Origin of the sequence: Nostoc sp. FACHB-133, assembly GCF_014698055.1 — a bacterium.
Taxonomy (GTDB): domain Bacteria; phylum Cyanobacteriota; class Cyanobacteriia; order Cyanobacteriales; family Nostocaceae; genus Nostoc.
Genome location: NZ_JACJSH010000012.1, coordinates 107029 through 121246 on the forward strand (window position 1 = coordinate 107029; position 14218 = coordinate 121246).

The 14218-nt window shown below is 41.7% G+C and carries 10 protein-coding genes; 5 read left to right on the forward strand and 5 right to left on the reverse strand.

What is annotated here, in order from left to right; translation table 11 throughout:
* Nucleotides 1–178: 178 nt before the first annotated feature.
* Nucleotides 179–2395 carry an AAA family ATPase gene (locus H6G86_RS12650; protein WP_190934623.1) on the reverse strand — a complete coding sequence of 739 codons (2217 nt, stop codon included), beginning with the start codon at nucleotides 2393–2395 and terminating at the stop codon, nucleotides 179–181.
* A gap of 8 nt (nucleotides 2396–2403) precedes the next feature.
* Here H6G86_RS12650 and H6G86_RS40160 point away from each other — a divergent pair, with 8 nt between their 5' ends.
* Nucleotides 2404–2562: a hypothetical protein gene (locus H6G86_RS40160; protein ID WP_206758434.1), complete on the forward strand. Its 159-nt coding sequence runs from the start codon at nucleotides 2404–2406 to the stop codon at nucleotides 2560–2562.
* A 490-nt stretch (nucleotides 2563–3052) separates the two neighbouring features.
* Complete coding sequence (locus tag H6G86_RS12655) at nucleotides 3053–4897, forward strand: tetratricopeptide repeat protein (protein ID WP_190934624.1); 1845 nt, start codon at nucleotides 3053–3055, stop codon at nucleotides 4895–4897.
* A gap of 160 nt (nucleotides 4898–5057) precedes the next feature.
* Here H6G86_RS12655 and H6G86_RS12660 read toward each other — a convergent pair whose 3' ends face one another.
* On the reverse strand, nucleotides 5058–6239 hold the full coding sequence (locus H6G86_RS12660) for a slr1591 family oxidoreductase (RefSeq protein WP_190934625.1): 1182 nt from the start codon (nucleotides 6237–6239) through the stop codon (nucleotides 5058–5060).
* A gap of 3 nt (nucleotides 6240–6242) precedes the next feature.
* On the opposite strand from H6G86_RS12660, the gene H6G86_RS12665 reads away from it, so the two are divergent.
* Nucleotides 6243–6986, forward strand: a complete 744-nt coding sequence (locus H6G86_RS12665; protein WP_190934626.1) for a pentapeptide repeat-containing protein — start codon at nucleotides 6243–6245, stop codon at nucleotides 6984–6986.
* Between the two features lie 225 nt (nucleotides 6987–7211).
* On the forward strand, nucleotides 7212–8687 hold the full coding sequence (locus H6G86_RS12670) for a pentapeptide repeat-containing protein (RefSeq protein WP_114086084.1): 1476 nt from the start codon (nucleotides 7212–7214) through the stop codon (nucleotides 8685–8687).
* A 54-nt stretch (nucleotides 8688–8741) separates the two neighbouring features.
* Here the strand turns inward: H6G86_RS12670 and H6G86_RS12675 are convergent, their stop codons facing one another.
* Together H6G86_RS12675 and H6G86_RS12680 are read right to left on the reverse strand one after the other, a co-directional pair.
* On the reverse strand, nucleotides 8742–9128 hold the full coding sequence (locus H6G86_RS12675; RefSeq protein ID WP_190934653.1) for a response regulator: 387 nt from the start codon (nucleotides 9126–9128) through the stop codon (nucleotides 8742–8744).
* Between the two features lie 165 nt (nucleotides 9129–9293).
* Nucleotides 9294–12305: a response regulator gene (locus H6G86_RS12680; RefSeq protein WP_190934627.1), complete on the reverse strand. Its 3012-nt coding sequence runs from the start codon at nucleotides 12303–12305 to the stop codon at nucleotides 9294–9296.
* 185 nt (nucleotides 12306–12490) lie between these two features.
* Between H6G86_RS12680 and H6G86_RS12685 the strand changes: the two genes are divergently transcribed.
* On the forward strand, nucleotides 12491–12895 hold the full coding sequence (locus tag H6G86_RS12685) for an NIL domain-containing protein (protein WP_012411079.1): 405 nt from the start codon (nucleotides 12491–12493) through the stop codon (nucleotides 12893–12895).
* 24 nt (nucleotides 12896–12919) lie between these two features.
* Here H6G86_RS12685 and H6G86_RS12690 read toward each other — a convergent pair whose 3' ends face one another.
* The gene (locus H6G86_RS12690; RefSeq protein ID WP_190934628.1) at nucleotides 12920–13987 is read right to left on the reverse strand and encodes a DUF3616 domain-containing protein; all 1068 of its coding nucleotides are present in this window, start codon (nucleotides 13985–13987) and stop codon (nucleotides 12920–12922) included.
* Between the last annotated feature and the right edge of the window lie 231 nt (nucleotides 13988–14218).

Genomic DNA, 14218 nt, shown 5'->3' on the forward strand with positions numbered 1-14218 from the left:
ATTCTTTTATTCAGAATACTCGGAAAGTGACAGAAGAGGGGTAACTAGCATATTTCTCTAAAGTCCTTTTAATGCAATCAGATTATTCACAAATAAAGTTTAGCAGGATATGTCTAATAGCAATTGCATCTTTAAAATCATAACTATAAATGACTGTGATTTGGGAGCCAAAAAATATTCATGTGCTAATCTTTAAAAATACCACACTGCTTGACCAATTAACGGATTGATTGAGTAAGTAACGAATAAATAAACTTTTAAGAATGTCTATTTCCTCACTGGTCAAATTTTCAGCCAAACGATCTGCATAACTTGGTCGATTAGGATTAGCAGTAAATAAACGCTTGATAAAATTATCAGAGATGTGTATTGGTGTCAAATACTGTTCAACAACTAGTTGTACACAGTGTCCATTTGAGGCAAAAGCGTGACGCAAATCATCAGCATCCCAATTAAGCATGGGGTCAGAGGCATCTGTATAAATAGCTTCTTCCGCTAAAACTAATCGCTCATACAATTGAGTATCGAGATTTTGGCTGGGCAGTAAGCGGTAAAACCTTTGGGTATGACGAGGTACTGTCTCAGCTAAAATAAGCTTGACTGAGTACGGGAGCAATTGACCTAAAATTTGAGCAGCAAGTCCCTTATTTGATTCCGAGGCTAGTACATTGCGCCCGATAATAGAGTCAAACTGTACATTTGGTGCAAGAGATGCCAGCATCGCAGGTATCTGTGCAACAGATGCAGTAAAAACTATTGGTCGCATTGTTTCAGGAAGTGCCACAGCAAGTTCTACTAAAGCATTGGCATCAGAGCTATTGCGAACACAGGCATAAACCCCACCTTCAGGAACTTGCCGGATTGCTTCCCAAGTAAGTAAACCAGTGGCGGCATTTAGATCCAATACTAAATGATGACGTTGTAATTGAGCGAAAGTGAAAATGCGATCGCGCACAGATGCTAATTGTGTACTTACCTGAGAAAGTGTACGTTGCAACCAGCGCTCATTTGCTCGGTCAACAGTTCCATAAGTCATTACTTCCATTGGTGCAACACTAATACCTTCTACTATTGCAGCAAGTTGAGCTTCTCGACGACGTGCCACTTGTGTTGCAATTTGGTGTTCATAACCTTGGGTTGATGGTTGGTAAAACAATTGCCCTTGCAAGCTCTTGGGTAAATATTGCTGTTCTACCCAATGATCTCGATAAGCGTGAGGATACAGATAACCCGCCCCATGTCCAAAACCTTTTTTATCCCGATTGGCATCTTTAAGATGAGTGGGAACTTCTGCAACATTTTCAATTTCTACTGCGGCTAAAGCATCAAAAAATCCCATAATGCTATTGGATTTTGGTGCAGTCGCTAAATAAAGTACTGCCTGCGCCAAATGATAACGTCCTTCTGGCATTCCCACGCGATCAAAGGCTTCGGCACAGGCATTTGTAACGACAACTGCTTGTGGGTCAGCTAATCCGACATCTTCGCTAGCAAGAATTAACATCCGACGGAAAATGAAACGCGGGTCTTCACCTGCATAAACCATTTTGGCCAGCCAATAGAGTGCTGCATCTGGGTCAGAACCTCGTAAGCTCTTGATAAAAGCACTGATGGTATCAAAATGGACATCCCCTTCTTTGTCATATAAAACAGCACGCTGCTGAATTGATTCTTCTGCGACTGCTAGAGGAATATGAATAACACCTGTAGCATCGGGGGGTGTAGTCTCTACAGCCAGTTGCAAAGCATTCAATAATGAACGAGCATCACCATTGGCAACATTCACTAGATGAGCTAAGGCATCTGTGTCAATTTGTACTGTTAACTTGCCATAACCACGTTCCGAATCAGCTAGTGTTTGCTCAACAATTTTGTATAAATCTTTATCAGTTAATTGCTGAAGTTGAAAAATCCGCGAACGGCTGACAAGTGCTTTATTGACTTCAAAAAAAGGATTTTCGGTGGTAGCACCAATGAGAATGATTGTACCATTCTCTACCCAAGGCAATAGAGCATCCTGCTGAGACTTATTAAAACGATGGACTTCATCGACAAAAAGAATAGTTCGTTGATTATGAAACTTGCGCTCTTCTTGGGCTTTTTCAATTGCCGCTCGAATTTCTTTAACTCCTGAGAGTACAGCATTGATAGCGATGAAGTGAGCGCGGGTGGTGTTGGCAATAACACGAGCTAAAGTAGTCTTACCAGTCCCCGGTGGACCAGAAAAGATTAAGGAAGATAGTTGATCCAAACTAATAGCACGCCGCAGGAGCCTTCCTTGTCCGATAATATGGTCTTGACCAACAAATTCATCAAGTGTTCGTGGGCGCATCCGAGCCGCTAGGGGTGCTTCTTCTTCAGTTATTTTTGTAAGATATTGGTCAAATAAGTCCATTAGTTAATATGTCTTCATGCCTTGTTATAAAAGATGTGAATAGTTGGTTGTTCTATGCAGCTTTGATTGACCTTGCAGATGCGATTGCCGAAGAATTGGCTCTTCCATTTGACCGCATTTCTTTGGAGATGGTTTTTCGGTGTCTCTATCATTTTAATCAGGCATAGTCCCAGGGCAGGCCAACTGACCCACTTTTTTTTGCGGCTCCTGAAAATCAAAACATTGATTTTGTTAAAACAATACAAAAAGGGGGGCAAAACCTCTCAAAGTCCTCCAATTTATCGGAGGATTTACAATATTTTGGTTTTGTAGAGAGATGTGTGTACACCGTAGCTAAAAAAGGGGGGAAGCGGAATCAAAGTTCCACTTTCTAAGGGGAGCCCACTGCGTTAGGCGGGAAATGCCCGACTTGTTCGCGCAGCGTCTCCCCTTCTCCCAAAGGGAGAGGCTAGCGCCAAGGGAGAAGTATGTGGCGTGGATTTAGGAGGAGCTAGAACTTTTGATACCGACAAGAGGAGTTTTCAAACATCCTCTTAGCTTCCCATTTTCTGATGAGACTTCAGTAGGGATCTTAAACTAGAATGATTATCAAAATATATAGTTAACAATCCCATTGCCTTTAAGCTAGGGAATGTTGAAATCCAAGAAAATTATTATATGAATGCTGAAGAATTTTTAAACCAAGGATTGAACCACAGTTTACAAGGCGATTATCAAGGAGCGATGCCTGTGGCAACCCCAGAGGGATACGCAGCTTATACCCAGGCAGTCAAGCTTAACCCTAACTTTGCTGAAGCTTACCATAATCGAGGGATTATTCTCACTGGTCAACTCAAAGATTATCGTGGTGCGATCGCAGATTTTAATCGGGCTATAGAAATCAATCCCAATTTTGCCACAGCCTACTATCACCGGGGTAATGCACATTACTTTTTAGGCGATTACGAAGGAGCGATCGCAGATTATAACCAAGCATTAGAAATTGATCCAAATCTCGCCCAATCTTACCACAGCCGAGGTAATGCTTACTTTGCTTTAGAAAAATACGACAAAGCGATCGCTGACTATATCCAAACAATAGAAACTAGCACCCAGTTAGCTGATAACATCAATATTGATATTGCCAATGCCTATCATAATCGGGGTGTAGTTTGTTTTGAACAAGGCGATCATCAAGGAGCGATCGCAGATTTTCAACAAGCTTTACAGTGGTATCCCAATTTTGCCGCAGCATACAGCAATCGGGGTAATATTCACCATATCTTAGGAAATTTCAAGGAAGCGATCGCTGATCATGACCGAGCATTACAATTAGATCCTAAGTTGGCAGAGGCTTATCATAATCGAGGTAATGCCCACTACTCTTTAGAAAATTATCAAAGTGCGATCGCAGATTACAACCGCGCCCTAGAAATAAATCCCAGGTTTGCTGGAGCATATTACAACCGGGGTTTGGTTCTAGCTCATCTCAAAGAATATCACCGAGCAATTGAGGATTTTAATCAAGCGCTAAAGTTCAATCCTGATGATGTGCAAGCTTATTGTGAACGGGGTCTTGTCCGTAGTACCCTTGAAGACTATGAGGGTGCGATCGCAGATTATGACCAAGCTTTACAAGAAAATCCGACTCTGGCTTTAGTATATGGCTTTCGCGCCAATGCTCTGCGCCGGCTGGGAGACTATCAAAGCGCAATTGAAGATAGCAATCGGTTATTACAACTCAATCCTAGTTTAGCTGAAGGATATTGCGATCGCGCGGCGGCTCGTCGTTCTTTAGGAGATCATAAAGGAGCAATTAAAGATTATGATCGGGCATTACAGATTAATGATAAATTAGCCGCAGCTTATTATGGTCGGGGGATTGCTCGTGAAGCTCTGCAAGATTTACAGGGAGCAATTGATGATAACACCCAAGCGATAGAGTTGGTTCCTGAATTCTCACAAGCGTACTGCAATCGAGGAAATGCTCGTCGTCTTCTGGGGGATGAACAAGGAGCGATCGCAGATTATAATCAGGCATTAAAAATTAATCCTGATTTAATTGAAGCATATTACAATCGAGGTTCAACGCATTATGCTTTAGAAGCTTATGAAAGTGCGATCGCAGATTACACCCAAGCTTTACAAATAAATCCTCAATCTGCTGCATTTTACAGTGATCGCGCTAATGCTCGCTATGCTCTAGAAGATTATCAAGGAGCAATCGAAGATTACAGTCGGGCGATCGCGATCGACTCCAGCTTTGCTGAAGACTGGTACAATCGGGGTCGTAGCCGTTCTCTATTGAGAGATTTACAAGGAGCGCTCACAGACTTAAACCAAGCCTTGCAGCTTCAGCCTCATTGGGCTTCAGCTTACATCTTGCGAGCAGATGTCTACCAAAATCTGGGTGATTCTCAAGGAGCAATTGCGGATTTCCAGAAATCCGCAGATTTGTATTACCAAGAGGGAAATGTTCAGTATTATCAACAAATTATGGAGCTAATTGAACAGCTTCAATAAAGGTATTGGGAATTGGGAATTGGGAATTGGGAATTGGGAATTGGGAATTGGCATTGATTATTAAATAAATATTCTCCTCTACTCCCCCTACCTCCCCTGCTCCCCCATTCCCCATTCCTCATTCCCCAGTCCCCAGTCCCCATTCCCCATTCCCCATTCCCTATTCTCTTATTTCTTCAAAATGAAAGCGTTCCATGAAGCGGCGGTCAATGCAATCTTTGTAATGCCACAAGAGTTTATGAGGTGGTAAAGTAAAGATGCCTTTTGTTGCAATTGCTCTTCCATCTCCTGTACCAATTAGACTTAAATATTGTTTCTGCGGCTTATAGGGTTTGAGTGACTTACCTAATATAATTCGCTGCAAATTATTAAATAAAGGTTTACCTTGTCTAACAGCAAATACCCCAGCTTTTGGACGCGGATAATTTACCATTGTGGCGATATCACCAGATGCAAATACCTGCGGATGTGTTTGAGATTGTAAGGTATCCTCTACCAGAATAAAACCTTGCTCATCAGTTCCTAGTCCCGCAATTTTTAACCATTCGGGTGCTGAAGCTTGTGTTACCCAAAAAATTTTATTACACTCTACTCTCAAACCAGAGTTGCACTTAATCTCAAATGTTTCTCTAGTTTCCTTGGAGTTTTTAGGTGCGATATTACACACATTTTCTCCAAGATGTAGCTTAATACCTCGCTCGGTGAGAATTTGCTGAAGTTGATGCCGTACTGATTGATGATAATTGGGCATCAGTTGTTTGTTACGCTGAAATAAATGAATTTCCAGATTTTCAATTGGTTGTTGATTTTGATGGAAAATCTGATGTAAATGAGATTGCATAGCCAACGCCAATTCTACACCGCCAGCACCTCCACCTGCGATCGCGATCCGAATTGGTTCTTGAGGATTTTTACCTACAGCTGCAATTAGTTCATACCAATGTTCCAATAGCTGGGATACTGGTTTAGCTGCGATCGTATATTCTGCTGCTCCTGATACAGACACTCTGGCCGGAGTGCTGCCAATATCAATAGACAGCACATCAAAATCTACCGCCAATCCGTTAGCACAGAGAACTTTGTTGTTTTCCAAGTCTAGGGCAACTACTCTGTCAATATACAAATTTGCTTGAGCAAAGTTAGCCAATGGTTTCAAATCAATATGGCATTCATCATGGGTGTAAAATCCAGCAATGTGTCCTGGTAACATTCCAGAGTAGGCTGTCTTTTGATTTGCAGTAATCAATGTCAAACGCACTCCGGGTAACGGCTTTATTCCAAACATTTTCAGGGCAATTGCATGGCTGTGACCGCCACCAATTAGCACTAAGTTTTTAACCATAGTATGTTGACAGTAATCATTAATTATTTTCACGCTGTAAAAGGTATTTCATCAATCAATAACAGTCAATTAGCCAAAATATATCTGGGGATACAGGTTTTCCAAGAAAAAATTAACCAAACTCAACATAAGTCCCCAAAATATCATTTAAAAATAGCAATTGAACAACTAGAAAATAACACAACAGAAAACAGTTTAGCTGTAATTAATGATTTAGAGCAAATTGCCAAAAATCATCCACAGTACCACTGGATAATTATGAACATTCTTACTACTTTTATCCGAAAAAATACTCTTTATCTACCTCAAGAAGAAGTAACAATTAATCTGTTAGAAAAAATTCGTCTAGATATTCAAGCAGCCCTTACCGTTATCGCTAAAAGAGATATAAATAAAGACCCAGAAAATGAGCAGCTTGATTTGAGTTATATCGATATGAGAGGAGCAAACCTGAATAAGGCGAATCTACAACAGACAAACCTTTATAAAGCTAATCTTGCTGGGGCAAACCTTACAGAAGCTAATCTTGCAGGAGCAATTCTCAGTGCGGCTAACCTCGAAGGTGCTAACTTATATTTAGCTAACCTAGAAGGGGCAATTCTTAGTGCAGCCAACCTAAAAGGAGCTAACTTAAAAGGAGCTAACCTGCATTGTGCAAGTTTATATCTAGCTGATTTACATGGGGCAATTCTCAATGATGCCATACTTGATGGGGCTAACCTTAGAGAAGCTAAATTCTCTGAGTAAAACACCAGTCCTGCAAGGTGAAAGTTAAAATTAAAAAGCTTATAGGGTAAAATTTTCACCAATTTTCAGTAATTGTTCTATTTTCGCCCTAATCTACTAGTTTATTCGACATTATTACTTAGTTAAAGAGGTCTTCTGACACCTATTATAATTTTCTGCTAAATGCTATACTATTTTTTCCAAACATCTAAGTAATAATTCTAGGTTGTAAGGAAAATCTTTACCATGTCTTCTAAAAAGACAGACACTCTGTTGAATTGGTTGATAACTATAACAGTTATATTTGGCTGCTCATTGATTGTAATTTTCTTTGCTTTGTCCAGTATTAAAGAATTGTCAATTCAGGAAAAGATTCAGTATAGAAACCAAGCTTTAACAACTACTGCAATAGTTTTTCTGGCATCGGCGGCAATGTTTAATACCTATTACGCAGCAAAGCGGGCCCAAGCGATGCAGAAAAATGCGATCGCAGCTGAGAAAAACCTAGAAATTGGCCTTCAAAATGCCAAACTCAATCAAGATAGATTGATTTCAGAACGCTTTATGGGGGCAATTGCCCAGCTTGGTCATGATAAAGTTGAAACCCGAACAGGTGCAATTTATGCTTTAGAAAGAGTTGCTCAGGATTTTCCTAAAGAACACTGGACAATCATGGAAATCCTCACTGCCTTTGTGCGAGAAAATGCACCTATCCAGCAGGTGAAGGTTGAGCAACAAAAGCCGGAATATGCACCAGATGCTTATTCAGGTAGGCGTAGAGGTGGGCCGCGTCCGACACAGCAGTTAGAGCAAAACCTCCATGAAGAATTTCCAACAATCCGCACTGATATTCAAGCAGCCCTAACTGTTATCGGCAGGCGTAATTCACTAGAAGACCCAAAAGATCAGAAACTTGATTTACGTCATATCGACATCAGACGAGCAGACCTGCTAGGAGTTAACCTACAACAAGCAGATTTACGTGGTTCTGACCTGAGTGGGTCTGACCTGCGTGGAGCAGACTTGAGTGAGGCTGACTTAAACGGCGCTAAACTCATTAGGTCTATTCTCTATGAAACCAAATTATTAAAAGCTAGCCTCTGTGGAGCTAATCTATGTTGGGCTAATCTTAATCGTGCTAATCTCTCAGGGGCTAACCTACGTTCAGCCAACCTTTCTGGAGCAAGTCTGCGTGTAGCGAATCTCCAAGGAGCAAACCTCTATAAAGCCAACTTGCAACAAGCAACTTTGAAAGTCGCCAATCTATCTGGAGCAAAGCTGTTTTTAGCTAACTTGCAAGGTGCAAAACTGGGTAAAGCCAACCTAAATCTAACGGGTTTGATTGGTGCTAACCTTTCAGGGGCTAACCTGAATGGAGCTAATCTTTCAGGGGCTAACTTGAATGCAGCCAAACTCCACCAAACAGAAGTTTATTTTGCCAATCTCTCAGAAGCCAGTTTAACGGAAGCTGACCTGCATCAGGCAAACCTGATTGGAGCCAACCTGCATAGAGCAACCTTTTATCAAGCTAACCTGACTCAGGCAAACCTGATGGGAGCTAACTTTTTAGAAGCTGACCTGAGTGATGTCAAACTGGAAGGGACAATTTTAACAGGGGCTAAAAACTTAGAGTTGCATCAGATTAGAAAGGCACTTGGCGATCGCACTACTCGTCTACCTGATTATATAGAAGCACCGACAGATTGGCGGCAATCAGGTTGAGTTAACGCAGCATCAGTTAGTTATTTGGGTGCATTCTACCGTTTTCACTTCAGCTTATTTTTCCAGACTCCAACCCAGTGCTTCAGCTACTTCAGCAGCTAATTCTAGCGGATTGAATGGTTTAGCGATCGCACCAATCATTCCCATCTGATTATAACGACGGCGATCGGAAGCCTGGATTTTGGCAGTTAACAAAATTACGGGAATCTTTTTAGTTACCGGATTAGCTTGTAACTTTTCAAAGGTGGCAATCCCATCCATCTCTGGCATCATTACATCTAGCAAAATCGCATCTGGTTGGTAAGTTTCAGCTTTCATTATCCCCTCTTCACCTGAACTCGCTGTTTCAACTTTCCAGCCTGCAACCGTTTCCAAGCAAATCTTGGCAACTTCTTGAATATACTGCTCGTTATCAACCACTAGAATTTGCTTTGTTGCCATCATTGCTATCCTCTTATTTAGTTGTGATTCAATACTTCTGGCTTTGTGCATTTTTAACTCGGAATCAGGTTTGGGGTAAAGGTTTTTTCTTTCCCTTTCCCCTTTTCCCTTTTCCCCTTAACCCGACAAGGATTGGGTTGTGATTAATTCGCTGAAGTAACTCCATCAATCGTTGTTCAAATTCCTAGGGACAACACGCCCTTTGGTCAAAAATTCTGCATCTTGACTTAGGCGGCTATTTATGGTTTGCTCGTGACGACCATAAATTACAGGAATATTGGAAGAGTTTTGTAAATCAGTATGTGGTAAAGTCCCAAACAACGGCAGAGTGACGTAAAAAGTGCTACCTTCGCCCAATGTACTTTCAGCCCAGATGCGTCCGCCGTGCTGTTGCATAATGCTTCTACAAATTGCTAAACCTAAACCAGTACCATCATGGTTACGCGAATCTGAAGAGTCAACTTGTTGAAAGCGCTCAAATATACTCTCAAGTTTGTCAGTTGGGATGCCGCGTCCGCTGTCTTTGACTGTCAACAAAACTTCGTCACCTTCTTGTTGCGCCCCCAACCAAACCGTAGATCCGGCAGATGAAAATTTAATGGCGTTACTCAGTAGGTTAGTTAAAGTTTGAACAATGCGATCGCAATCTGCCAATACTTGAGCGGATAGAGCAGAAATGGATAGTGTCACTCCAGCTTTGTCAGCCAGAGGCTGGATAACATTTACTGTTTGAGTAATCAAATCAACGATATTGCAGATTTCTGCTTCCATCTTCGCCTTACCCGACTCAATCCGCTCAATGTCTAGAATGTCGTTGATTAAACGTACTAGGCGTTCGGTGCTATCAGCAGCAATTTGCAACAGACGTTTTCCCTGCTCTGAGTCTGTCGGCAGCAAACCACTGGCTAGCATTCCGAGAGAGCCGTAAATCGAAGTTAAAGGTGTGCGGAGTTCATGACTAACAACAGAGACAAACTCATCCTTCATCCGTTCGATTTGCTTGCGCTCTGTGACATCTCGCAAGATGACTGTATAAAATATCTCATTACCCATATCTATTTTAGAGATAGAAGCTTCTGCTGGAAACTCACTTCCATCCTTTCGGCGACCATAAATTTCACGCCGTTCTCCCATCCGCCGGGCAACATTGGGAGATTGCCCAAAGTCAGCTACGTGTTGACGATGTGCTTGGAAAAAGCGCTGCGGTAAGAGTAAATCAAGACCTTGGCCAATCACTTCCTGGGCAGAGTAACCAAAAATCTTCTCTGCTCCTTGATTAAACAAGGTGATATTGTGGAACCCGTTGATAGAAATAATTGCATCATCAGCAATATCTAAAATTCGGGCAAATCGGGCTTGAGAAAACCGTAATTCTTCCTGCGTTCGCTGACGCTCATCAAGTTGTGACTGTAACTGCTGATTCACACTTATTAACTCAGCCGTTCGCTCTGCGACCCTCAACTCTAATTCATTGATAGCTCGGTAAGAGGAAGATGGGAAAGATGAGGGTAAATTTACTCCCCCTGCTTCCCCTGCTCCCCCTGCCCCTCTGCTCCCCTGCGTCACACGCTGCCGTAATTTCATTCGTTCTAAGCGATTGACGATCCTAGTTACAAGTTCTGGCCCGACAATGGGCTTGCTTACAAAGTCATCAGCACCAACGCTAAACACCTGATTTACCATCTCGGCATCGCTATGAACAGTGAGGAATAAGATGGGTAACTCACTCCAGTGTGAATCGTTGCGTACCAATCGACAAAGCTCTATCCCATTGATATAAGGCAATTCCACATCTAAAATCAGCATATCTGGGGCAACTGCTTCTAAAGTTTCCCAAAACTGAAGCGGATTTTCAAGAGCGATCGCTCTGAGTCCCCAAGGGCTAAGTAAGGTTTGCAACAATGCCTGAATTTGCGGATCATCGTCCATAACCAATATTTTAGTTTCTGCATCGGGATGATTTTGCAGTGGTTGCGTCACTGTTTCTAATTGCGGGATTGGTGATACAGATATTGCCCCTGCATCGTTTCCCTCTATTTCTCGACGCAATAAATTTACCCAACTTTGGAGGTTGCCAATCTCAGATTTACTCAAGATTTGACCAGAACTCAGCAGCAGTTCGATATTGCGGGCCAATTTTGAGCCAAGAGGCAAGCCAAAAGTCCCTAAAGACCCTGCCAAGGTATGGGCTTCTTTGGCTGCAAGAGAGAGTAATTCGGCATTTAAACTATTATTTTGATTTAAAGTTGCGATCGCTTGCTCTAGCACCCTCACCTGCTGCTCCACCCGCCCTTGAAATCGTTGCCAAATTTCTGCAACTGCCATTAGCGCTTGCTGCTGTGATTTGAGATTGGGTACTGGCGATTTTACCCTATCTACTTCCCCTCTGCTCCCCTGCTCCTCTGCTCCCCTGCTCCCCTGCCCCTCTGCTCTCCTGCTCCCCTGCCCCTCTGCTCCCCTGCTCCCCTGCCCCTCTGCCCCTGTATCTCCGTGCTTATCCTCTTCCAGTGGTTTCAGACGATAGCCAATACCATAAACTGTTTCAATCAAATCACCGGGCGCTCCTACAGCTTTAAGTTTGTGTCGTAACCCTTTGATATGAGTGCGAACAGCTTCTTCTTGGGGAGTATCTTCATAAGACCAAAGATGTTCTAAAATCATGCCACAGCTAAACACCCGACGACTATTTCGCAAGAATAGTTCTAACAGAGCAAACTCTTTTGGGGTAAGCGGTAGCAGATTTCCAGCATAAATCGCTTCACAGCTACTAGGGTCTAGCCGCAACTTCCCAGATACCAGAACAGGTTGCGAGGTTACGGCTGGGCGACGCAACAGTGCCCTCACACGAGCAACTAACTCTTCTATATCAAAAGGTTTAACTAAATAATCGTCTGCACCTGCATCTAAGCCGATCGCTTTCTCATGACTACTATCGCGCCCTGTCATCAACAAGATCGGCATTTGCAGACCATTAGACCGGATTTTACGACAAAGACTAATGCCATCTAGCTTGGGCAAAACTACATCCAGGAGAATTAAATCATAATCGTAAGCTTGAATAAAATCCCAAGCAACATCGCCATCAGTAGCAACTTCAACCGCATAGTTTTGGTTAGTCAAAAGGTTGGTCAGTGTACATGCATTTAACTCGTCATCTTCTACAACTAATATTTTCATGTTAAAAGCTTTCCAAGTTAAAATGGATACAACAAATAACTAACTAATAAACTTAAATTGGAAAAAAAATTATATTGCTTTTTAAATAATTAAACCACATCATTCCCTACTCCCTACATCGTCTAAATCTTTCGACTCATAAAACTTCCGATACGTTACAACAGAAAAAACCCTCTGCTAAACCTGTGAAAAAACGAGTAACACTAACCTTCCCAAAACGCGCCGTGCAAATGCCAGTCACTTACGTACTGGCCAAAGAATTCAACGTCGCTGCTAATATTATCCGTGCCCAAGTTGCCCCAAATCAAATTGGTAAACTAGTAGTGGAACTAGCGGGAGATATCGATCAACTAGATGCCGCTATCGAGTGGATGCGATCGCGCCATGTTAACGTCTCTTATACTTTAGGCGAAATTGCGATCGATGAGGATGTCTGTGTCCATTGTGGCTTGTGTACCGGGGTTTGTCCTACCGAAGCTCTCACTCTCCACCCAGAGACATACAAACTGACATTCACGCGATCGCGTTGTATCGTCTGCGAACAATGTATCCCTACTTGTCCCGTACAAGCAATCTCCACTAACCTTTAACAATCCAAAAACCAAAATTCATCTTTATTCCATCTTAAACACATCCGCTACTACAGTACCATCACCCACCAGCCTACTTTTTGCTGGAGAGTCATAAACTACCAATAGCGAAGGTATACCAGCCACATCCTGAAACAGCGTCATTCCCTCAGCATGATCTTCCCGATTTCCGAATGGAATATCTTGGACAAAATCTGGATTGCTAAAGACATTTTCTCGCAGATTCACGCCATTTACCCAACGATAAATTTGCACGGGTCCATCTAAATCCATCGTTGGGCCAGCTAAAATCAACAAATCTTTGCCATCTACACACAAATCCCGAATTCCCAAACCATTCAACCAGACAAAATGCTTTTTATATAATTCCTTTGCTTCCCCAATTTGCCGCAATTTCAGAATTCCAGGACTAGAATCTTCTAACTCAATTTCTAGCACCATAGCCCAACCCCGCAATACAGGGCCACGCAAACCTAAAAAAATCCGGCTTTGATAAACGCCTATTCCTTCAATATCAAAGCCATTATCTTTTCCTGGAATTGATGCCTTGATAAACAAGCCTAAATGAGGGTCGTCTGCCAAAGCTGTCATCAGCAAATTACCCTGTTCCGTTACCTCTAGTTTAGCCGCATTCAACTGCACATCTGGATTTTGGGGATGTGGACAAGATGAAAATAAGCTGCCGTTTATTAGAGGAATCCGTCCTAAGACGTAACGGTTAGGTTCTGATTCAATTTTTGCTAGCCGTTTAAAGTTTTGTACATCAGTCTTATCAGGTTTGGGCTTTTTACGTTTGTAGCTATGAGAACCAACAAACCATAGATAATTATCAGTGTAAGCAAGTCCCTCGATATCTATTTCTTCATTTTCTGGTGCAGGTAGGTTGATAAATTCTGCTACCCGAAATTGTTGATGGTCTGTAAATTTACCAGTATCAACTAAAGACAGACGCTCAATAGTTGAAGTTTCATCTGACCCTAACCATAAATACTTCTGATGTGTTAGCAACAATGCTGATAAATCTTCTCTATGTTCTTTAAAATTATCTATAAAAGTCAAGATAACTTGATTCAGTAAATGTGAGTTTGACATTCTAAATTATCCTGATGATTGCAAAAAGGTTAATCATGCTATCATAATAAATTATTCATGTAAAAAAATATTATCAGCTATCGTACATATTAAATAGCAAAGGTTAATCGGCTTTTTAAACCTTTGGTAGATAGTGTATATTACTATTGATAATATGCCACTATCAATAGCAATAAAAAGTGTAACAATTTCATTGAATAAAAAATATATTAAAACTAGATATAAATTTTT